The organism is uncultured Gimesia sp. (assembly GCF_963972345.1).
Classification (GTDB): Bacteria; Planctomycetota; Planctomycetia; order Planctomycetales; family Planctomycetaceae; genus Gimesia.
Genome location: NZ_CAXAVM010000084.1, coordinates 1 through 23363 on the forward strand (window position 1 = coordinate 1; position 23363 = coordinate 23363).

At 52.3% G+C, this 23363-nt stretch carries 16 protein-coding genes; 3 read left to right on the plus strand and 13 right to left on the minus strand.

All coding sequences use genetic code 11. From position 1 onward, the window contains the following. A partial coding sequence (locus AACZ40_RS15205) for a DUF1501 domain-containing protein (RefSeq protein WP_339674896.1) occupies window positions 1-1300 on the minus strand: 1300 nt, incomplete at its 3' end. A gap of 478 nt (window positions 1301-1778) precedes the next feature. Between AACZ40_RS15205 and AACZ40_RS15210 the strand changes: the two genes are divergently transcribed. Then, window positions 1779-2066 (plus strand): hypothetical protein, encoded by a 288-nt coding sequence (locus tag AACZ40_RS15210; protein ID WP_291172068.1) that lies wholly within the window; start codon window positions 1779-1781, stop codon window positions 2064-2066. A gap of 274 nt (window positions 2067-2340) precedes the next feature. Further along, window positions 2341-3687 (plus strand): DUF1501 domain-containing protein, encoded by a 1347-nt coding sequence (locus AACZ40_RS15215; protein WP_291172070.1) that lies wholly within the window; start codon window positions 2341-2343, stop codon window positions 3685-3687. 33 nt (window positions 3688-3720) lie between these two features. Here the strand turns inward: AACZ40_RS15215 and AACZ40_RS15220 are convergent, their stop codons facing one another. The 3 genes from AACZ40_RS15220 to AACZ40_RS15230 all read right to left on the minus strand — a co-directional run bounded on the left by AACZ40_RS15220 (window position 3721) and on the right by AACZ40_RS15230 (window position 6454). Continuing rightward, entirely contained in the window at window positions 3721-4710 is a 990-nt protein-coding gene (locus tag AACZ40_RS15220; protein ID WP_291172072.1) for a DUF1559 domain-containing protein, read from the minus strand. A 225-nt stretch (window positions 4711-4935) separates the two neighbouring features. After that, window positions 4936-5322: a carboxypeptidase-like regulatory domain-containing protein gene (locus AACZ40_RS15225; protein ID WP_291172074.1), complete on the minus strand. Its 387-nt coding sequence runs from the start codon at window positions 5320-5322 to the stop codon at window positions 4936-4938. 103 nt (window positions 5323-5425) lie between these two features. Continuing rightward, the gene (locus tag AACZ40_RS15230; RefSeq protein WP_291172076.1) at window positions 5426-6454 is read right to left on the minus strand and encodes a DUF1559 domain-containing protein; all 1029 of its coding nucleotides are present in this window, start codon (window positions 6452-6454) and stop codon (window positions 5426-5428) included. A gap of 727 nt (window positions 6455-7181) precedes the next feature. Here AACZ40_RS15230 and AACZ40_RS15235 point away from each other — a divergent pair. Beyond that, window positions 7182-8504: a PQQ-binding-like beta-propeller repeat protein gene (locus AACZ40_RS15235; protein ID WP_291172079.1), complete on the plus strand. Its 1323-nt coding sequence runs from the start codon at window positions 7182-7184 to the stop codon at window positions 8502-8504. A gap of 126 nt (window positions 8505-8630) precedes the next feature. Here AACZ40_RS15235 and AACZ40_RS15240 read toward each other — a convergent pair whose 3' ends face one another. The 9 genes from AACZ40_RS15240 to AACZ40_RS15280 form a co-directional block, all read right to left on the minus strand. Further along, window positions 8631-9728: a sialidase family protein gene (locus AACZ40_RS15240; RefSeq protein WP_291172081.1), complete on the minus strand. Its 1098-nt coding sequence runs from the start codon at window positions 9726-9728 to the stop codon at window positions 8631-8633. A gap of 342 nt (window positions 9729-10070) precedes the next feature. Then, complete coding sequence (locus AACZ40_RS15245; RefSeq protein WP_291172083.1) at window positions 10071-13238, minus strand: efflux RND transporter permease subunit; 3168 nt, start codon at window positions 13236-13238, stop codon at window positions 10071-10073. Window positions 13239-13324: 86 nt separating this feature from the next. Continuing rightward, window positions 13325-14680, minus strand: coding sequence for an efflux RND transporter periplasmic adaptor subunit (locus AACZ40_RS15250; protein WP_291172085.1), 1356 nt, complete (start codon window positions 14678-14680; stop codon window positions 13325-13327). Continuing rightward, window positions 14655-15383 carry a TetR/AcrR family transcriptional regulator gene (locus AACZ40_RS15255; RefSeq protein WP_291172087.1) on the minus strand — a complete coding sequence of 243 codons (729 nt, stop codon included), beginning with the start codon at window positions 15381-15383 and terminating at the stop codon, window positions 14655-14657. Before AACZ40_RS15255 ends, AACZ40_RS15250 begins: the two co-directional genes overlap by 26 nt. 282 nt (window positions 15384-15665) lie before the next feature. Beyond that, the gene (locus tag AACZ40_RS15260) at window positions 15666-17096 is read right to left on the minus strand and encodes a sigma-54 dependent transcriptional regulator (RefSeq protein WP_291172089.1); all 1431 of its coding nucleotides are present in this window, start codon (window positions 17094-17096) and stop codon (window positions 15666-15668) included. A 165-nt stretch (window positions 17097-17261) separates the two neighbouring features. Then, window positions 17262-17996 carry an ATP-binding protein gene (locus AACZ40_RS15265; protein ID WP_291172091.1) on the minus strand — a complete coding sequence of 245 codons (735 nt, stop codon included), beginning with the start codon at window positions 17994-17996 and terminating at the stop codon, window positions 17262-17264. 141 nt (window positions 17997-18137) lie between these two features. Further along, window positions 18138-20276, minus strand: coding sequence for a polyribonucleotide nucleotidyltransferase (locus AACZ40_RS15270; RefSeq protein WP_291172093.1), 2139 nt, complete (start codon window positions 20274-20276; stop codon window positions 18138-18140). A gap of 54 nt (window positions 20277-20330) precedes the next feature. Next, window positions 20331-20600, minus strand: coding sequence for a 30S ribosomal protein S15 (rpsO, locus tag AACZ40_RS15275; protein WP_291172095.1), 270 nt, complete (start codon window positions 20598-20600; stop codon window positions 20331-20333). A 327-nt stretch (window positions 20601-20927) separates the two neighbouring features. Then, a complete protein-coding gene (locus AACZ40_RS15280; RefSeq protein ID WP_291172097.1) occupies window positions 20928-23231 on the minus strand; it encodes an NfeD family protein in 2304 nt (767 codons plus the stop codon). Between the last annotated feature and the right edge of the window lie 132 nt (window positions 23232-23363).

The window sequence follows — 23363 nt, forward strand, 5'->3', positions numbered from 1 at the left end:
CACCAATCTTATCCGTCTTCCCGATCACACGCCCGCCCTTGATGCCTCCGCCGGCAAAAAAGACCGACTGCGTCGCGCCCCAGTGATCACGGCCCGGCTTCGCATACACCTTTGCCAGTTGCGAAATCTTGGGGGTCCGTCCGAACTCGCTGCACATCACAACCAGGGTATCTTTAAGTCGACCACTGGATTCCAGGTCATCCAGCAGAGCAGAAACGGCCCGGTCGGTCGGTGGCAGCAGTTTATCTTTCAGGTGCGGGAAAATATTACCATGGGTATCCCACGATTCGTTATTCCCCAGGTTGACCTGCACCAGGTTCACGCCGGTCTCCACCAGTCGCCGCGCCATCAACAGTGACCAGCCGAACGAATTTTTGCCGTAACGTTCCTGAAGCTTGTCATCTGCGTGGGTCACATCCATTGCATAATGAACTTTGTCGTCATTGAGTAATGAAATCGCAGCGCTGCGATAACGGTCAAAGCTTTCCACCTGACCGGCGATATCGAGCACTTCGCGCTGTTTCCCCAGTTCCTTGAGTAAACCAATCCGGTTGCCCATCCGTTTCTGGGTCATCCCTTGCGAGAGCTTCAAATGCGGAGTCTGGAACACCCGGTTATCGCTGCCCCCGCGCTGCTGATGGTCGAAGGCATATTCCGGAAACGCACCATACGATTGCACATGAAACGGCGAGGCTTCAATAAACCAGGGATCACGGTTGGATCCCATTCTGCCGGCGAACTGTCCCGGAACGACACGGCCGCTGCGATGGACGATTTTATCCGGAAGGACGATGGCCGGAGGCAGGTTCGTACGCGCACGGATGACATCACCGGCGATGGCGGCAATCGAAGGATGATCGGTACTCATCGGACGGCTCGGATTGAATCCCACGGGAACATCCGAGCGACCGGTCAACATGATATGATGGCCCATCGAATGCTCATTCGTACCATGCGTCAGGGTACGACAGACCGACCAGAGATGGCTGCGTTTAGCCAGCATGGGCAGATGTTCTGAAACCTGCAGGCCGGGAATCTTCGTGGAAATCGGATTGAATTCTCCACGGATCTCGGCACTGGCTTCCGGTTTCATATCGAAACTTTCATGCTGCGAAAGTCCGCCCGAAAGAAATATGAAAATACACGACTTCGCAGTGCGATGTTTAGTGGGGGCTGCTGCTTCAGCGCGAAGCGCATCGAGATGGTTAATACCAAATCCAAGCAGACTGATTGAGCCCACTTCCAGAGCGGTCCGGCGGGACATGGTGGGATGGCAGGCAGGCAAATTCGCAGGCATCATGACTCTCCTGAAGACAAGAGACGAAACATTGTAGCGCAAGCAGTTATTTTAATATACCTTACATATTCACATCAATATAATCTAATGTGATACTGAGTAAAAGTCCAATTGAAATAAAGTATCTCCCTGTTGCAGGATTTTATTAAGACCAGGCAATCTGGAGGCTGCCGGTGAATCTGATTTTTTTTCTGACCCGGAATGCCTGCGAATTCAGCAAAATGAGATCAAATCAGGAAAACACATCTCAAATTTTGATTGACGATCGACGATACCGAATATATGCTTCTCGCTAACTGATTCCCTCCCCATTCACCAGGTGGTGGCCGCGTGTGGCTCGCTGAAGGAAGTCACGTTTAAAATTTGATTGACTCTGTTTTCTTCTCAAGACCTGTATTGGAATCCGGGTCTGATTCTCAAGGATGATGTGGGCTCAATTTGCGCCCCGCAACGCGCACCGTGATGCGCACAGGAGAAATCAATGAACCAGTATTTAACTGATCGACAACAGAAAATTCTGGACTACATTACCCGCGAAATTGATCGCTCGGGCATTGCCCCCAACACCGAACAGATCGCCTCTGAATTTGAAATCCCCTCACTCTACAGGGTCAGGCAATACCTGCATGCCCTGGAAGGCAAAGGCTGGATCACCTGTAACGCCTCTCCTCAAGGCGGAATCGCCCTTGTGGAAAACGGCAATCAATACCGGCTCGCCGTCTGTGGCGATATCGAAAACCGACAGGTGGCCTTCAAAAAAAGATCCTGAATTCAACCCTGTTTCAGATTTTCCCCTGTTCAATTCAGAAAGAATGAGGGGGCATCCAAAAGCAGACAGCGTTCTGTTGAATCACTGAATCAGGGATCTGCGGACACCAGGACCGGAATAAACCGATAACGCCTGATTAATTTCTTAATTTTCCTTTCATTTGAGCCGATTCTTCTATTCAAACCCATTCCATGTGTGTACGCTTATGTAAGAGATAAGCCCTTTTTAAGCCTCGAGTTAAAACTGTTTCATCTTTTCGGAAGGCTGTTGTTAGATGCTCAGGATTGAAGATCAATCGATTCGTATGTGCGACCGGATGCCGCGACGTTCTTTCATGCAGATTGGCGGACTCGCCATGGGCGGGCTCTCTCTGCCTCAGATTCTGAAAGCGCAGGAAAAGAGCGGAAAACAATCTTCACATAAAGCTGTGATCATGATCTTCCTGGCCGGTGGTCCTCCGCACCAGGATATGTTCGACTTAAAACCGGAAGCCCCCGACGAGATTCGTGGCGAGTTTAAACCGATCAACACCAACGTGCCCGGGATTCAGATCAGCGAACTGATGCCGCGCGTTGCCGGGATGATGGATAAGTTCTCCATTATTCGCTCCCTGGTGGGAGCAGAAGGACGTCACGATTCATTCGAGTGCTGTACCGGCCATCATTTCCGCAGTTCACAGCCACAGGGGGGCTGGCCTTCCGTCGGCTCGGCGATCTCCAAAGTCAAGGGGCCCGTGCATTCCACCGTGCCGTCTTACATTGATCTCTCACATACGATGGCACACAACCCGTGGAACATTAAAGGGCCGGGCTTCCTGGGACTGGAACACGCACCGTTTCGACCGGACGGCGATGTGATGGAGAATATGACCCTCAACTCCATTTCGAATTCCCGGCTTAATGAACGCGCCAGCCTGTTAAGCAATCTGGACCGCTTTCGCAAAATCTCTGAGACAAAACTGACAGATGGCACATACGATGGTTATACGAAGCAGGCACTGGAAGTTCTTTCCTCATCCCGACTGGTCGAGGCACTTGATCTCGAAAAAGAGGACCCCAAAGTCAGGGCCCGGTATGGAAAAGATGACCCTAAAGTTCTGAAATACCCGCTGGATATGGGCTACCAGGCGATTATGTCCCGCTTTCTGCTGGCACGCCGGGCTGTGGAAGCAGGGGCACGCTGTGTGACCTGCAGCTTCGCCCATTTCGACTGGCACGGCAATAACTTTGGCCATGCCCGCAGTGTGATCCCCCTGCTGGACCAGGGTGTCGCTGCTTTAGTAGAAGACCTGCATGAGCGTGGCATGGACAAAGATGTCACCGTTCTGGTCTGGGGCGAATTCGGACGCACTCCGAAGATCAATAAGAATGCGGGGCGCGATCATTGGCCGCGCGTGCATGCGGCCCTGATGGCGGGTGGCGGCATGAAAACCGGCCAGGTCATCGGTTCTACCAATCGCCTGGGTGAAGAAGCCATCGATCGTCCCGTGCATATGCAGGAAGTCTTCGCCACCCTGTATCACAACCTGGGCATCGACGTTGCTACAACTACGATCGAAGACAATAACGGTCGTCCGCAGTACCTGATCGATGAACAGACCCCTATCCACGAACTGGTGTAGGTTACCGGAACGCGGAACGATTACAGTCAAGGATCAGGGAACAAATTTCGTAGTTTCTCTCCCGTCGGCAGTTCCCAGCTCAAGGTAGACGCGGGAGCTCATGTTCTCGCTGAGAAAGTGCACGGAGCCATCTGCGAAACCAAAGTGAGCGCCGCCGGTATGATCGCTGCCGGCAGACTGGTAGAAGTTGTTATTAAAGCCGCCCGCCGTGCCTCCCGAGATCCCGGTATCAAACATGTTTCCCACGCCGCCTGCGGCCCAGCTGTCCTGGCTGGTTTTGGGTGCGCCGGAACCATGCAGTTTCTGCTGTTCTCCACTCATGATTGTGTTGGATGTCCCATCGTCGATATCTCGAATCGCGGTGTCACTGTTGACGTAAAAAACTCCCAGAAATGCACCGCTGCCTCCACCAAAGGTACCGATCAGGGCATCAGTTCTGTGTGTCAGATGAATGAGGTCCCCATCGGCCCAGCCGTTCCCTCCCCCGATGCAGACCCCGTAATCAGTGCCCCCTTTCGTGAAGCGATTGGAGGCAGGCGTACTGGTTCCCGGGTTTTCTCCGATCGTAATTTTTTCATCTACTTTACGGACTTTACTCCGCCGCGTCGGGCAGTAGAACACGGGGATATCATTTTCCGCAGCCGACCGATTGCCAATTACGTTCGTATTAAAATTCCATTGATTATAAATATTAGCCTGATCCACCAGGGGGAGAATCTGCAGCATCCAGCTCGTACCATGCAGGCCGACCCCCGTGGTATTGCCAGCCTCTCCCCAGACATTGTAGGCAGAGGAAGTCGCTGTGGTCGCAATGGCCCCCGGGGGAAACACACCATGAATTTCATGGTAGTTGTGCAGCGCCAGGCTGATCTGCTTCATATTATTCTTGCAGGTACTCCGCCGGGCAGCTTCACGCGCCTGCTGTACCGCTGGTAAGAGCAGTGCAATCAAAATGGCAATGATGGCAATCACCACCAGCAATTCAATTAACGTAAAACCCTGTTTTCGATTCCGATTACGCATCAGAGGGCCCTTTATCAGATAATAGAAATGAATAGAGTATGAAATGAATTATTCAGAGTGAACCGCGACACTGTGGCTGTGTGCAACCACAGTGTGCGATGAAAGACTTGTCTTCGAGAGCGCATCACAATTATCCATAGCGTCTTTCAACCTATTATACTCGGTCCAAATGGAACAGGAGACGCTACAGGAAAACTGGACACAGTCTAAATGGCGGTCTTCTGTTTAATTTTCTTTTAAATCAAAATTGATTTCATTTGCCCCGGATTTCACATCAGCCGTCAATTCCGTTTCGTCACTGTAATTGGGTGGAATCGTTTCTTTTTCATCGACGAGCTTGCTGATCACGACTTTATGGGGACCAACTGCCGCCCCCATCTCATCACGAATATAAATCAATTCATAATTTCCTTCACCGTCCGTTGTACCGGAAGAAGCGCGTATGTTCTCAGGCATGAATGTCACATTGGCATCCGCCAGCGGAGCACCATCCATTGTCACCTTTCCCTTCACCTTTCCTAATGCGGGTGCAGCACTGCCGCCACAGGCTGACAGGCCCACCGCTAATCCCAGGCAGAGAACAACAGAACCAAACAATCTCAAATGTTGCATATTGATAATATCCTTAGATCATTTTGAAGACATTGCTGCAGGAAGCGGACAGACAGGTAGCCGGTTTGCCCCTGTCTGTCCCCGCGTGAAAGCCACTCCTGATTTAAAATTCACCAGGAATTCTCTCGCCGTCGGCGGTACCAATCCGGTTGAACGTCCGACTGTCAATATTCTCGCTGATGAAACGTACGGAGCCATCGGCCAGACCGAAATGGGCGCCCCCTTCGTGGTCACTGCCAGGTCCTTCGTACTGACCACCATTGATGCCTCTATTGTCGCCACTTCCACTTTCCGTACTGCCGGCTGTATCGGTGTCAAATATATTGGCAACCCCACCGGCGGACCAGCTGTCGAGACTCAAGGATGCATCGTTGCCTCGTAGTCGCTGCAATTCCCCCGTCATCAGGGTATTGGTGGTTCCATCTTTGATGTCACGCATTTGCGTATCGCCGTTCGGATAGAAAATACCCAGGTGACCTCCCGAGAGTGTTCCCATCCATTCGCTGCTAGCTCCCACGCCCAGCGATTCATGTCCCGTACTGGAAAATCCGTCACCGAAACCGTTACCGGCCCCTTTGCATCCGCCGTAATCGGTCCCCCCCTTGACAAAGGCATTATCGATTGCGGTAGAACCTGGCGATTCATCCAGTTGCAGTTTCGCATCGACTTTCCGCACCTTGCTGCGGCGTGAGGGACAATAGAAGATGGGAATATCAACTTCCGCAACCGCGCGGTTTCCCATCACGTTGGTATTGAAATTCCATTTATTGTAAGTATTCGCCTGATCGACAAACGGGAGCAACTGGAGCATCCAGCTGGTTCCATGCGTCCCCACGCCACTGGTACTTCCTGCTTCCATCCACTCACGCCAGCGAATCGTGCTTCCACTCCCTCCATTGGTCAGGGTTGCGATCGAGCCGGGAGGAAAGACCCCATGTGTTTCATGATAGTTGTGCAGTCCCAGTCCGATCTGCTTCAGATTGTTTTTGCAGGTACTCCGCCGGGCAGCTTCACGAGCCGACTGCACCGCCGGTAACAATAAGGCGATTAAGATCGCAATAATCGCGATGACAACCAGTAACTCAATCAGGGTAAAACCCGCTTTCTGTCGATGACCTGTGTTCTGTTTCATAAAACTCTCCCGCACGAAAATAAAAAGAAGAAAAAGGAAACCTAAAGGGTGCCTCGTAACGTCCAGGCCTCAGAAGTGATGAAACCGGACAGGATCAGGAGTGTCTTGAGAGATCGACTGGAAACGACTGTGATGAGGGAAGTGTTTGAAACAGTCAGTAATCGTGACCCGACAGAGACACTGCTTGAAATGAGACATTCTGCCAACCAAACCTTGTTCACTTATTTAAACAATCAGTTTTGATTTGTCAAAATAATTCACCTAAAAGACGGAAGCAATTAATACCAATAGACTTAGTTAGTTTTAATAACTGAAGAATTAGAGCGTTTCACCTCAATACCAATACTGAACACGTTATAAACCTTTGGATACGCAATTCTGGAATCACATAAGGGTTGTGTGATTTTTTGATTAAACCTAATTGAACACATCCAGCCATTTGAACAGTGCCAAGTAGGACGACAAAGAATTTTCTGATTTTTATCCTGGCAGTTTTTCACACCGGCCCCAGACGATTTCTTAAATGTCCAAATCAGCTGCAGGTCTGTTTCTGGCGTGATTCCCTGACGCTTCCTCTCTTCTTCACATGTCAATCTGCTGCGCGAGATATAATCGGAACGTTGATCATTCATCGATCAACAATTAAAGTGAGTGTAGACTCCCGGCTGATTTCGTGGTCTGGAGTTTTGAACCTCAATTGCCGCTGCCCGAAAAGGAAAGCCTTATCATGCTGACGCGTATTCTCTCTGCTGTAACCGCCCTGCTTATTTTTGGATTGTCTAATAGTTTTGCGGAAGACTGGCCCCAATGGCTTGGTCCGGACCGTTCCAGCGAATGGGAGGCGAGTGGGATTGTCGATGTCTTTCCGGAATCCGGCCTGCAGGTGGAATGGCGTACCCCCATTGGTTTGGGCTACAGTGGACCTGCCGTGGTGAATGACAAAGTCTATGTTATGGACTATCTGAAAAAGTCCGGGAAAGTTGAGAATAACCCGGGAGGTGCTTCCAGTCTGCAAGGCGAAGAACGCGTCCTCTGCCTGTCGGCTGAAACGGGAAAAGTCCTCTGGGAATACAAATACAACCGTCCTTACGATATTTCCTATCCCGCTGGTCCACGCTGCACGCCCACGGTCGCAGATGGCAAGGTCTATTCACTGGGAGCAGAAGGAAACCTGACCTGCCTGGATGCTGAAACCGGCAAACTCATCTGGAAAAAAGATTTCCAGGCAGACTACCAGGCCAAAACCCCCTTCTGGGGCCACTCAGCCAGCCCGCTGGTCGATGGCGATACGTTATACTGCCTGGTCGGCGGCAAAGACTCCCTCGCCGTCGCCTTCAACAAAGACACCGGCGAAGAACTCTGGCGCGCACTCGATAATGCAGAAACAGGGTATTGCCCTCCAACTATGATTACTCACAACGGCACGAAACAGTTGCTGATCTGGCATCCGGGGTCATTAAACTCATTGAATCCAGAAAATGGCCAAGTCTACTGGTCACTCCCCCTCAAACCGGGTTTCGGGATGTCGGTCACGGTGCCTCGCCAGCAGGGAGACTATCTGTACGTCTCTGCGATCGGCGACGAAGCTGCCTGGATCAAACTTTCGGGTGACTCCAAACCTGCTGCCGAAGTTGTCTGGAAAGGCAAACCCAGGTCCGCCCTGTTCTGCTGTAACAGTACCCCCTACATCGAAGGCGATACGATCTATGGCAGTGACATTCAGTCGGGTGATTTTGTCGCTGTCAATTTGAAAGACGGCAGTCGACGCTGGTCAACGAAAGAAGTCACCAATGCAGGCCGCCGCGATCGCCATGCGACCGCCTTTATCGTAAAGCACGATGAGCATTTTTTTCTGTTCACGGAAAAAGGAGATCTGATACTCGCTGACCTCACTCCAGAGGGATATAAAGAAATCAGCCGCTTCCATGTCCTGGAACCAACGAACGAAGCATTCGGCCGTCCCGTTGTCTGGAGCCATCCCGCGTTTGCCAACCAGTCTCTGTTCGCTCGTAACGACAAGGAACTGGTGCGCGTGAATCTCAAGAAATAAACCCTGAAATAATGTTGTCTGCCTCTGGTCACAAAGTCAAAGTGACCAGAGGCATTTCGTTTTTTCATTCTGCAGAGTTCAGATTCCGTCACAGGCAGATCGAAAGCGGACAGGCAGCAAGCCTGCTTATTTCGATGCTTCGGCAGGCGCATTCCAGACCGTCACCCCCAGGTGATATCCCGTGTGTTGAGGTGATTTGCTGGAATACCAGGCGGTCACGATTTCCCCGTTTTCCTTCTGGATGCTGGAGGGATAACCACAGTCTCCGCCGTCGGATGTGTGGGAAATACGGATCGGTTCACTCCAGGTTTGCCCCTCATCGCTGCTGAGCTTCGCACTCACGCCCCGTCGCCCGTTGACGCGGATGCCATAACTGAGCAATAAACGTCCGTCTTTCAGCCGCGTCAGATGTCCGTTAATCTCATTGCGGCCGGTCACCGGTTGAGGTGCCTGCCAGGTGACGCCATTATCAGTGCTGCGAATCAGTTCCATCTTGTCGATACGGGCAGCTGCCAGCCAGTTTTTGCCACCCAGATAAAACAGGTCGGTTTCATTGTGAGAGGGACCGATCACAGAAACCACGCTCCAGGTCCGGCCGTCATTCTCACTTTGTAAATGAGATGATTTCCAGCCTTTCGTTTTGGTAGACTGGCTGGGATCTTTAAATTCGCCCTGGTAGCAGGAGACATGCAATGCGCCATCCTCGCCCACCCAGATGTCACCGAAAGGAATGTATTCCGACCAGCCCGCTTCTGCTGCCGGGAAGTCTTCCGATTTCGTCCAGTTGCGTCCCCCATCGCTCGACCGCAGCACCCAGCTGCGCAGAATCGCATCCCGAAAGACTGTCTGCTTGGGACGCTCCGGCTGTTTGATATTGCTCCAGCCGGAGCAGAGTACAATCAGATCGCCATTCTTCGCCAGTCCCGTCGCATGATTCATACGCACCGTATTCGGCTCATGCTCTGTGACAGTGCTGCGCTTCTCCCATTTGATTCCATCCGGGCTGGCCCAGCAGTCAATGTCTCCCTCCTGCTGTCCGTGGCTGGGTTGATTGTGAAACACTGCGATAATCGTTCCGTCTGGCAGCAGCGTCAGATTCGGCCAGGCACAGACGTTTTCCACAGCGACCACCTGTTTGAGAACATGCGGTTCTTCTGCAGAAAGTCCAGTAATAAATAAGGCAGACAGAGCCAGAGTGAGAATTCTTGATAAGATTTTGTGCATGAGATCCGCTCTTCCCTCAATTAGAGTTTTTAAACTAATTTCAATCACTGATTGAATTACAGATCTCCTGCATTTGAAGAATGACGGGATGATCTTCCGAGAGACTTTCTGCATCATGGATAGCATGAAACCCCCCAATGAGTTTCTGCTTCACCTCGGAATGGGAAGCGTCTATTTCCAATAAGTCACTTACGTTCTGAACAAGCAGTTCACGCAACCAGGGTCGGATTTCCGAATCGATTGAATCCAAGGTGAGTTCTTTCAGCTTCGTCAGACTAATACGTGCACCAGAATCCATAATAGCCTTTCCGGAATCAGATCACATTACTTAATAATCCATTTTCAGCGTAATACCGGCAACCGGTCTTTCAGTTTCTCGAACAGTGTGGTCTCCCTGTCTGCCTCTACCGGTTCAGTGGCCGTTGCACGGAGCGGGCACTGGCGGCACATCACCAGGATATAAGCCGAGGGAATATAATAGAGTGCCAAGAGCGTGGCTCCGCCGACACCCCCGGCAATGGTAATTGCCAGGGGAGGCCAGAACCCGCCTCCGGCTATCACCAGCGGTGCAAAGCCAGCCACCGTTGTCAGAGAAGTCGCGACCACATGCCGCGTCGATCGCAAAACGACATCGCGAACGACAACACGATTTCCCTTGCGTGCTTCGGGGTTGGCACGCAGTTCTGCCAGCACGACGATGGCATCGTTAATCGCGACCCCCGCCAGACCCATCGATCCGACAATCGCCATGAAACCAAAGGGAAAACCAAACAGCCACAGCATCCCCAGCCCCAGTCCAATCGAAAGAATGCCGACAGTCCCCACCAGCGCCGCCACGCGAAACGAAGCGAAAGACAATACCAGCGTCGCCACCATCAGGACCATCAACACGCCGACATTCGCCAGCAGGTTACCGACGGCGTCATCCCGTTTGGAGGCTTCTCCGCCCCACTCCAGGCGATATCCGGGCGGAAGTTCAAAGCCCGCCTGTTTCAGTTTTGCCTGGAATTCCGCCAGTGCCTCCGCGGGCAGGACGCCTGCTTTGAGATAAGCCTGCACTTCATTCATCCGCTCCCCATTGAAATGAGAAATGGCGGCCACTTCCGATGACATTTTCACTTCGGCAATCGCCGTCAAGGGGACAAACTGTGGCTGCCCGTCAGCGGTCTTTATACTGGAGATCAGCTGCAGAGAAGCAATCTCATTAATGGAACCTCGCCGCGCCTGGGGCACGCGAATGCGTACAGGCAGTTCTTCCGTCTCTTCAAGAATACTTCCCCCCAGCGAACCTTCCAGGGCCGCGTTTAACTGATGGGAGATTTCCGCATGATCCAGTCCCGCGAGTCGCGCCTGTTCTTCGTCGATCTTCAGTGTCAGTTTGGGGAGCGGATCTGCGAGTTCTGCTTTGTGATGTAATACGTTTGTGGTTTGACTTAAAATTGTCCGCAGTTCATCACCACTCTCGCTGAGCTGATGCAGGTCGGGTCCGAACAGGCGGACTTCAATCGGCGCATCGAAGGGAGGCCCCTGCTCCAGCTGACGCACCAGCACGCGCGAATGGGGTACTTTTTGATCCAGTTGCCGCTGCAGTTCATGAATCAGGGCTTCGCCCCCCTCGGCTGTATTGAGCTGCACGAGTGCCTGGGCATAGTTGGAAGCATTTTCCCGTTTGGCGACAATGTTGTAATAAAACTGGGGGGCACTTTCTCCCAGAAACCATTCAATCCCCTTGACCTGGGGATGTTCCATTACCACCTGCCGAATCGTTTCGATGGTCTGCCGTGTCTCTGCCAGGGAAGCATGCGCATTCAGTTCCAGTTCGATATTCACCTGGTCGCGGTCGGCTGGCGGGAAAAACTGCTCGGGTAGAGAACCGACGACAATAAACCCGCAGATCGGCAGCAGGCATCCCAGCGCCATCCCCAGTACCGGACGTGCAAACAGAAAATCCAGCGACTTCTGATACCAGTCGCGCAGTCCAGCATGACTGAATCCCACCTGCCACCAGTGGGCGTGTTCCTGATCGGGATTCGCATCCGCGAACAGTGCCGCAATGGCGGGGATCACCGTCATTGCCAGGAAAAAAGAACTGCAGATCGCCAGAATCACACTGATAGCGATCGAACCGACAAACTCACCCGCCGGTCCCGGCATCAATGCAATCGGCGCGAATGCGAATACCGTAGTGAGTGTCGAACCCAATAAAGGAACCGCGAGGTGCCTGACCGTAGAAATGACCGCATCATCGGATGCCATCCCCGTATTCAATTTGGCGCGTACTTCGTCGACGACGACAATCGCATTATCGATCAGTAATCCCAGCGCGATAATCAATCCGGTGACTGACATCTGGTGAATGGGGATCTCCATGAAACGCAGTCCTGCCAGCACCATGAACGCCGATAAAGGCAAGGCGGTTCCCACGACCAGCGCATTCCGCCAGCCCATCATGAACACAATCACCGCGATTACTGCCAGTCCGCCCAGCACCAGGTTCCAGACGAGTCCACTGAGGCGGGCCTCGACATAACGGTTCTGATCGAACAGCGTCTGCACACTGACATCGTCTGCCAGATTCTGTTCGAACTCATCCAGCGCTGCTTTCGCCGCCTGACTCCAGTGATCGATCCGCACACTGTCACGCACAAACATCCCCAGTGTGACTGCCGGCTTGCCGTCTGCAATTACGAGGCTGCTCAGCGGCAAGGCCACCCCCTTGTGGATGGTCGCGATGTCCCCCAGCTGCACGGAATGGCCTTCTGAACCGAACTGGACCGGCGTGTTCGCTATTCGCGACAGGGAATCCAGTTCGGAATCGACGTCGATCAGCAGATCGCTTTTGGTCCCCCGCAACTGGCCGGCGGTTAACTTGGCATCAGAGGATTCCACCTGCGCCGCAATTTCTTTGACACTTAAGCCCAGCGCTGCGATTTTATCAGGCTGGATTTCAACCACAATCTCTTCATCCGGATCTCCGAATGTATCAATGTCTTCCGTCCCGGAAATGGCCCGCAGGCGGTCTTCCAGCTGCTTGGCTGAGCGACGCAGTACGGCATAGTTCACGTCGTTGGGATTGTCCCACACCAGCGCCACGATCAACGCATAGGCTTTGACTTCCAGCTCTTCAAAATCGGGTTCTTTCGCACCCGCGGGAAATTCAACCCGGGCATCATCGATTTTATCCCGGATTCGCGACCAGACTTCATCGACTTCATAAACATCATCGCGAAGTTCAATCGTCATGGACGACATCCCGCTGCGGGAAATGGTCCGCAGCTCCTTGATCTCATCAATCTCCCGCAGTTCCTCTTCCAGCTTTTCGGAGACGAGAGATTCCACGCGCGTTGCATCGGCTCCCGGAAAGCGGGTATTCACCCGCGCCACCCGTTGTGTCAGCACGGGATCTTCCATGCGGGGCAGCACGTAATAACTGGAGAGACCGGCAACGGTAATCAGCGCCATCATCAAAATGAGTAACCGCCGATTTCGATAAAATAATCCTTCCAGCATGATTTGATTCCCCATTGATTTCTGAAAGGTCTGTTTTTGTCCGATCAACGCTGCGCGACTGCTTACCGTATCACTGTTATCTGAGATTAACGCCGGTCTTTAATGACCACCCGCTGATTGCCCGTTAATTTGTGAATTCCATCGACCACAATCTGGTCGCCGGTTTTCACTGTGCCTCGGACCAGGACACGGTTCTCCTCAGTATGTAATACCTCCAGCTGTCGTTTCTCAAGGATTTTTTCTCCCGCCTCTTTACCTGCGATCACCGCGTAGGCAGACCAGAGTCCCCGTTCCCCCCGCGCCAGCGAACTGAGGGGCAGCCAGAATCCCTGCATTTCAACAGGTTCAGATATTTCAATGCGAATGACCTGACCCGGCACAAGCTGTTTCGCCGCCTTCCCGTTGAGTGCCAACACAACTTCCCGTGTCCGCGTCACCGGATCCAGTTCGGGCAGGATGGCCTTCAAAGTGGACTGATAATTGATTCCGTTCAGCCTGACCTCCTGCTGGCTGCCATGCTTGAGATTGACTGCCATATCCACGGGCACCCCAATGTGCGCTTCGAGCTGCTGATCTTCGACCAGGCGGAACAACGGGGCATTGGGAGAGATGACCGTGCCTTCGTCGGCATAACGTTTGGAAATGCGACCGCTGAAAGGAGCTTTGAGAACGGTATCATCCAGATCGACCTGGTTGTCTTCCAGCGAGGCATCCAGATTGGCCACGACTGCTTTCTGGGCTGCGATCTGTTCTTTGCGAGTGCCTTCCTGCAGCTCAGACAGCCGACTCCGCGCGGCATCGAGCTGCGCCTGCTGCTGTTCCACATCGTACTGGGAGGCTTCAAAATCAGAACTGGTGATCGCATTCCGTTTCAGCAACTGCTCGCTCCGGGCGTGATCGGCCTGCAGGTTTTTCAAGCGGGCATTTAACTGCCTGACCTCTGCCTCCGCGACAGCAATTGTCTGCTTACGTGGTCCGGCGATCAGTTCTTCAAGCTTTGCCTGGGCTGTGGCTCGTTCGGCCTGCAGCTTTAAGCGAATGACTTCCAGATGCCGCGTATTCAAGCGGGCCAATACCTTTCCTGCCGGAACCGAGTCCCCTTCATCCACGACGATTTCCACCAGCTTACCATCACGCTCGAATGCCAGTTCACTCACGCGTGCTGCGGAAACCTTTCCGGTATAAGTGCGTGTGCGGGCAAATGAATCGACGGGTTGCAGTTCAATCACATTCACGGGTACGCCTGATGATTTCGAATCATCGACGGGAATTTCTGTCGAGAAAGCGGTGGGTGAATTGCCCCTGAACATGCTGACCAGAACCGCCAGCAACAGTGCTGCCACAGCCAGCGCGAAATGCTTACCATACTGTGTTAATTTTTGACGAAACGTCAACTTGTTTTCAAAAAAAAGCGATTCAGACCGTGCTCTGCTGAAGTTCATTTCCAAACACCTCCCGGGTGACACGGTCATAAACCGCATCGTAGTCGACTTCGGTACTCAGTGGCTGCCACTGAATTCCGTCCAGAAAACGATTAAAGTTACGGCGAAGCATTTCATAAGGTTCCGAAATGCCCAGTTCGCTGAGTGAGTTGCTGGTGGTAATGATCGAATATCCGCCCACGGAAAGAGACCAGAGCCCGAACACGATTTCTTCGGGTGTGGCTGAATCTCCCAGGTGCACATCACCGCGAGCGATGCCATCACGGACAATGCCCCCCACGATGCCGATGCAGCGGTGTTCGTAATTTGACATCAGTTTGCGGCGTTCTTCTGATGTTTTATCCCAGATCGAATCCAGGCGAATCGTCTGCTCGACGCAGAAATGGTCGGGATAGGTTTTCACAAACAGTTCCGCAGCAGCGCCGATGGCAGCGATCCGTTCGCGGGAAGTTCCCTGAAACAGAGAGGCTTTCTGAAACATCGCCAGCCGCTTTTCCAGCGTCTGTATCGCCAGCGTGATGATGATCTCTTCTTTACAGGAGAAATGGTTATAAATCGTCCCTTTGGAATATTCCAGCAGACTGGTGAGCCGGTCCATATTCAGACCGTTATAGCCGCCCTCGATAAACATCGGGCGCGCACATTCCAGGATTTTCGCTTCGCGTTCCTGGATTTCTCGTTGTTTGCGATCTCGGGTACTCATAACAACTCCATTTTGACGTATCGTCATTTTTTGTCAAGACATTTATGCGATTTGCTGCGGGAAATCCCCATGTCAGTCAACAGCCCCTGAAACCTGCCCGCAAGCAGACACCTTTTCTCACCCCATTCCATTACTCTGAAACACCTTACAGCTTCCACAGACACTAGAAAGGCCAGACGCTGCGAGGACAGGGTTCCAGAGATTATGTGTTGAAATCAGAATTTCAGGGGAACGTTGCGTCAACTTCCGGTGGGGAGCATCCCGGGTCTTCTCAAAGGAGTTTCAGACCTGTTCTTCCCGCTGCTTCTGATACTCCTTGAGCTTGCGATACAGGGTTCGTTCCCCGATGCCCAGCATTTTGGCAGCTTCTTCCCGTTTGCCGTCTGCCAGATCGAGGGCCCGCTCGATGTAGTAGCGTTCGACTTCACTAAACGGGCGCCCGATCAGAAAATCAGCGCCTGATCGATCAGAAGTATAACTGCTGTCCCCATCCGGTCCTGACACAGGCACGATTTCTTCGGGCAGGTCGTCCAGGTCCAGGATGCCATCGGTATCCAGCACCAGCATCCGCTCGGCGGCATTTTTGAGCTGGCGAATATTACCAGGCCAGTCATACGACATCAGCGCGCGACGTGCGGCCCGTGAGACGCCATCGTAGGGTTTATGATACTGCGACGACAGTTCTTTAAGAAAATGATCTGTCAGCAGTGGAATATCGCCGCGGCGTTCGCGCAGGGGAGGCAACTCGATTTTGACAACCGAGAGTCGGTAATACAGGTCCTGCCGAAACGTCCCGTTCTTGACCATCTCCAGCAGATCTGCATTGGTCGCTGCTACCAGCCTGACATTCAGGCTGATCTCTTCGTTATTTCCCAGGCGGGCAATCTTGCGATCTTCCAGCACGCGGAGCAGTTTAATCTGCGTCTGCATCGGCATCTCGCCGACCTCGTCCAGAAACAGGGTGCCTCCGTTGGCGTGTTCAAACTTCCCGATTCGTTTGCCCACGGCTCCGGTAAATGCCCCCTGCTCATGACCAAACAGTTCGCTTTCCAGAATACTGTCCGGCAGCGCGGAGATATTCAGGGGCACAAACGGCTTACTCTTGCGTTCGCTGTTCTGATGAATCGCGCGGGCGACCAGTTCTTTCCCCGTGCCACTCTCGCCTTCAATCAAGACGGTACTGTTGGTCGAAGCCACATTTTTCAGTTTGTCGACGATCTGATGCAGCTGCGGTGTGTTACCGATGACACCTTCAAAGCCGAATTTTTCATCCAGTCGCCGATGCAGTTCCGCATTCCGCCGCATGAGACGGACCCGCGTGGAGGCTTTCTCTACCGCGTTACGCAGCTCATTGATGTCCAGCGGCTTGGTCAGATAGGTATATGCGCCGAGTTGCATGGCGGTGACGGCGGAATTGATGGATCCATGCCCGGTCAGCACGATGACCTCTGCATCCGGCAGTTCGTCTTTTGCCGTCCGCAGGATTGCCAGCCCGTCCACGCCATCCATGCGGAGATCCGTAATCACGATATCCGCGGTTTCGCTTTCAATCAGCTTGGCCCCCTGTTCGCCGGAAGTGGCGATTTTGCAGTCGCAGCCCACCCGTTCCAGGCTTTCTGCGACAGCCTGCGCGTGGGCTTCGTCGTCATCAATAATTAATACGCGAATGACGATCGATTCCAGATCGGTTTCCGTGGCGTCTTTCGAGCTCATTGAGCGGACTCTCTACCTTTCCAGATGGGATGGGAAAATACTGTTTCCCGCTGAAAACTTTGGTTGAACATAACGGATGCAGCTGGAACAACCCTGTGCCTGCCCCGCCCACTCCCATCATATTCAAGTCGGAAAAACAATGAAATTCCCGGGCGTGATCTATCTTCAGCAAACGGGAAATGAAATCGTGAATCGTGTTCCTCTGCCTGGTTCGCTGTCACATTCGATTTTTCCATGATGGGCATCGATAATCTTTTTGACCGTCGGCAGTCCCAGGCCACTCCCTCCCGGTTTTGTGGAAAAGAAGGTTTCAAAAATTCGTGATTTCACTTTTTCATCAATGCCTTTTCCATTGTCGATGATGTCGAGGTACACCGTTCCGTCTTTATGTGATGTCTGCAGTTCAATCAATCCCCCATCAGGCATGGCCTGAATCACATTCAACGCCAGGTTCATCAGCACCTGTCGGAACAGTGCCTGGTCGATCTGGACCGGTGGTAAATCCGCATCAAAATGCGGACTGATTTCGATCGACGCTTCCCGGGCCTGAGGTCTGAAAAAATCGATGAAGTCACTCACCAGATCATTCAGGTTGGCAGAGCTCAGCGCCAGTTTTCCCACTCGGGCAAACTGCAGGAAGGCATCGAGGATATCCTGCAGATGCTTACATTCCTTCTGGACACTTTCCACTTTCTTCAGCATCCGATGCTTGGCGGGAACATCCAGTGTTTCCAGATCTTCGGTGAGCAGTTCCAGATTCATGCTCATTGTCGAAAGCGGGTTTTTGATTTCATGAGCCAGCCCTCCCGCCAACGTCGCGATTTCTGAATATTGCGCCTCAAACTTTTCACGTTCTTCAGAGCTCAAGGGGCTCTCATTAATAGCTGATGATCTTGTCATAAAACTATCCAGCTCGTCCAGGAAAAGAGGTTTCCGGCAGACCGCCGCCGAAACCGCATCTACAAAAATAAAACGATGAAGTCATCTCACGGCGAGCTCCTTCATCGTTTTTTATTTTCTCAGATTAAAGAGAATCTTCTCTTACTCTTCTTCTGCTTCGGTATCAACATCTCCGTTGCTTTCACCGGCGGCCTGTTCAGCCAGTACCGCTTTACGGGATAATTTGACACGATTCTGATCATCAACGGCGATCACTTTTACCTGCAGACGGTCACCCATCTTGCAGATATCGCTGACCGATTTGACGAATCCGTCAGACAACTCGCTGATATGACACAAACCGTCTTTGCCGGGAGCAATCTCGATGAAAGCACCAAATTCTTTGATCGAACTGACCACACCATCGTAGATGCGACCAACGCGAATTTCTTCTGTCAACGCTTCGATGTGAGCCATGGCTTTTTCGACGATCGAGACATTTCCGCCGGAAACAGTAACGGTACCATCATCCTGAATATCGATGGTGGCGCCGGTGTCTTCCTGAATCGCTCGGATGGTCTTTCCACCAGGTCCGATCAGCAGGCCGATTTTCTCGGGATTGATCTTGGTCTGATGCAGACGGGGAGCATATGCAGAAATCTCTGCACGAGGACGACGAATCGCAGTCAGCATGGTTCGCAGCAGTTCCAGACGGGCCTTTTTGGCCTGTTCCAGAGTCGCGCGAATGACTTCTTCGTTGATGCCCTCATTCTTGAGGTCCAGCTGAATCCCGGTGATCCCTTTCTGTGTCCCGGCTACCTTGAAGTCCATGTCACAGAAATGGTCTTCGTCGCCGATAATGTCAGTCAGAATCTTATATTCTTTCCCTTTGGTCACCAGACCGATGGAAATCCCGGCAACCGGCTGTCGCAGCGGCACACCGGCATCCATCAGAGCCAGGGTGGCTGAGCAGACCGAAGCCATGGAGCTACTGCCGTTTGATTCCAGAATGTCGGAAATCACGCGGATTGTGTAAGGGAAATCTTCTTCACTGGGCAGGACTGGTAAAACAGAACGTTCTGCCAGACAACCGTGGCCGATTTCGCGACGTCCCGGTCCCCGGATCGGTCGGCATTCACCAACTGAAAACGAGGGGAAGTAGTAATGCAGCATGAATCGCTGTAATTCTTCTTCGAACAGACCGTCGACCCGTTGCTTATCGCGAGAGGTTCCCAGTGTGACGGTGGCCATGGACTGTGTTTCACCACGGGTAAAGACGGCTGAACCGTGGACTCGTGGCAGAGCACCTGTTTCGCAGAACACATCCCGCAGCACATCGGTCGCACGTCCATCCAGTCGACGACCAGTGATCGCCATTTCGCGGACGGCTTTTGCTTCCAGATCGTGGAATGCTTCTTTGAATTCACCCAGTGTGGCACCGTCTTCCGTGGTGTCGGCACCTTCCGGGAAGAATTTGGCGATCAGCTCTTCTTCGATCGCTTTAGCACCCTCGCGGCGTTCTGCTTTCACAGTACTCTGCATGGCTGAACTCAGTTTCTGGAAGATGGCATCATCCAGTTTGGCAACAAACGGATTTTCCGGAGGGGCTTCGTACTTGAAGGGCTCGATCCCTGCTTTTTCCCGCAGTTCCAGCTGTAATTTGCAGATTTTTGCCAGTTCACTATGTGCGAACATGATGGCAGCTGCCATTTCGTCTTCCGGAATCTGGTTTCCGAAACCTTCGATCATCAGCACCGATTCGACGGTTCCGGCAACAATCAGATCCAGATCGCCTTCGGCAATCTGTTCATGAGTCGGGAAGACAATTAACTCACCATCAATGCGACCAATGCGGACGGCACCGATTGGTCCCTGGAAAGGAACCGGTGAGAGACACAGTGCCGCTGAGGCACCGTTGATTGACAGCACATCCGGTTCGTTGACGCCGTCACAGGACATGACGTTAGTCTGGATCTGCAGTTCGTCATGAAACCCCTTGGGGAACAGCGGACGGATAGGACGGTCGGTTAAACGAGCCGTCAGAATTTCTTTGGTCGTAGGCCGACCTTCGCGTTTCAAGAACCCACCAGGGAATTTACCAGCTGCTGCTGCCCGTTCCCGATAATCAACCGTCAGTGGGAAAAAATCAATTCCGGGTCTTCCCGGACCTGTTGCCGCTGCAACAAAAACTACTGTTTCACCATACTGAACCAGAACAGAACCGGCTGCCTGTTTCGCCAACTGACCAGTTGTAAGACTAAGTTTCTGTCCGCCAACCTCACATTCAACAACTACTTTCACAATATTATCCTAATTCTTTTCCGACAAACCGACACAGAGCAGCAAACACCGAAACTATTTTCGGATGTTTAACTTCTCCAGAATTTCCCTATAGCTTTCTGCACTTTTCTTATGCAAATAATCCAGCAGACTGCGGCGACGGCTTACCATCTGCAGCAAACCTCTACGACTGGCGTGATCTTTCACGTTCGATCGTAAATGCTCTGTTAAATTAACAATCCGTTCCGTAAGTACAGCAATCTGCACTTCAGCAGATCCGGTATCCCCTGTTTTGGACTGATATTCTTGAATCAATTCTGCTCTTCGTTCCTGCGTGACTGACATTCTTCTAACCTAAACCTTTAAAACAAACCACTTGACAAACAGAGAAGATCGGGGAAAACCCAATGCAAAGACAGCCACTACGTCCGTGTCTTGACTTCATCTGAGACTGGTAATGGCAAGAGAAAACAAAGCTATTACGCTAGCTTTCAGGGTATTTAAGTTACTTAATGTAGCAATTTGAATAGATTATTCAATGGATACGCCACCTCGATTACAAAAACCGGGCTGAATAGAATCAGACCGCATTCTTTTTCCGTAATCTTTCCCCACTTAAACAGGGGAACACCCGCTGCCAGCAAACGCCATATTCTCATAAACCACTTTATATCAAGAGCTTACCTCTCGCACAATCACTTCATTGCCCTGAATTTGCGAGACCACGACCGGCGCTCCCACCTGGATATAAGGGCCCTCGCTGATGACATCCACCCAGACTCCTTCAATTTCTACCCGTCCCGCAGGGCGTAAAACAGAGCGTGTGACTCCTTCCATACCGACCTCCAGATGCAGCCCCTTGACTTTTAACGTCCCTTTTCCGGGAATCAGTTCCGGATCCAGTTGGATCTCATGCGTCGCGGGTTTCTGATATTCGCCCGGCGGGGCCAGCACGATGGAACTCATCAGCTTTGATTCAGGTAAAAATCGATTCAACACGATTGCGAGAACGATCACCGTAACCAGTGAGGCGCTCATGGTCGCGATAGTACTGGACATCGTGGCAAAATCAGATTCGGGGCGCAGCGTATTAAAATCACCAAATGTCTGGCTGGCCAGAATGATCGACGTCACCATCAGCAGGCCCCCGGAAACACCGAAGATACCGAACCCGGGAATAACAAAGATTTCCAGCAGAATACAGATCAGGCCGATCGAAAAGAGTACCACTTCCAGATACCCGGCCGTCCCCCCCAGAAAGCGACTCCAGAAGAACAACCCGAAACAGACCGCCGACAAGATCCCGAACAGCCCCGTCAAAGTATATAGCTCCAGGTAAACAAAGATCGCGCCCAGCAGGAACAGTAAAAACGTCACGAGCTGGGAATTCAGAACATAAACCAGCGTATCAACCCAGGTTCGTCCTACCGCTTTGAGTGTGACATCAGCGGGAATTCCCAGACGCTGCTTGAGTTCATCCATATCCCGAACCGCAGGTTCAGCGATTTTCAATTCATGCGCCCGGACACCATTGACCGTTAACAGATTTGCTTTCCGCGATTCAGGCACAGCAGGGCCCTGGATCCATTCGCCATTGGACAGGTGAATTTCTTCTTCACTCATATACCAGAGCTGTCCCGTTTTACTGTTTGTCACTTCATACACAATCAGATCTTTATCAGACATCGCTTCACAGATGGCAGCAGGTCGCCCTTTTTTCTCTGCGAGATCCTTCAAGGTCACGCGCAGTGAACTTAGAATTTTTTCAGGAACGTGCTCAAACTGGCCATCTTCATTCATTTCAATGGGTCCGGCGTCTCCGATCTGTGCCCCTGGTCGGAGAAAAATTTCGTCACAGCCCAGCGCGATAATCGCGGCACTGCTCATGGCGTGATCGGGGACATAAGCCACCGTTCTGACCTGCCTCGAGTCCAGGTCAGCAATCATATTTGCCAGATTGGTGCCCGACATCAGGTAGCCTCCGCCTGAATCGATCTCAAAAATCAGCATATTCGCCCCGGAATTGACGGCCCGATTGATCTGTCGTTCGAGGAACGCCTCCAAGAGAGGCTCAATCATGCCATCAACTTTAATCAGCATGACTTTGGGGGCGTCTCCCAGGGTAGGATCATCGCGTAATTTCTCGCGGGGAATTCCATATAATTCAGCCAGTTCGCCGCGTGTGGGAGCCAGTTGCTGGACCAGTACATCCAGGGCACGGGCCTTGCTGCCGGAAAAGACCCCCAGCGAGCCAGCTTCCTTGATCGTTTCGACGTCGGTTATGACGGCCCTGTTCTCCTGCAGGCGTTTCAATTCATCCGGCGTCACAATGCGAGATAGAATCTGCCTGTTTTCTCCTTCGCCCTGCTGGATTTTCACCTTGAGCACTGCCTGTTGCGGGTCCATCATGCCCAGCACCAGGGCACGACTCAGCTTGGCATTATGGCGTTTTTCGACGATCGACAGTACAAATTCGCGTTCATCCTGATCCAGGGCTTTGCCATAGCCGATGTCGCCCAGTTCCGCATCCGGATGCATCACGATTTCATCGCAGGCCAGCGCCAGGACGACATTATTCCCGATCACGGTCTCCGGGATCCAGGCAATGGTCTTCAGATCGGAGAGCTGGGCGGAAGCCAGAAACTTGGCCAGCCCCTGCACCTGATGAAACGGGCTGGAACCGGGGGAAATCTGCAGAACCAGATAGCCTGTCTGCCCTGTCTTAGCTGCTTCATTCTGTAATGCTAAAGCCGCATTGGTGACTCGCCCGTAAGTCACTTCACCCACCGGGCTTTCGATAGTCATGAACAAGGCCGGTTTTGAGGGGGGCGCATCCGCGTCTGCTTTTTTCTTTGCGTCGGCAGGCTGCTGCTTCGGTTTGTCTGGCGCAGCCGGGTCGGCCCGCAGAGTCGAACTTCCATTGAACACCAGAAGTCCCAGAATAAAAGCCAGTAGCATCTGGTTGATATGTTTCATCGTGTGACTTTCACTGTTTTCAATTATGAGACAGGCAATGCCTGTGATTCTTAAGCGGTTATACCAGTGTGGAAACCGGAACGGTTTCCTTATCCATTATTATTGTATCATAGCCAGATACTGATCATCGGT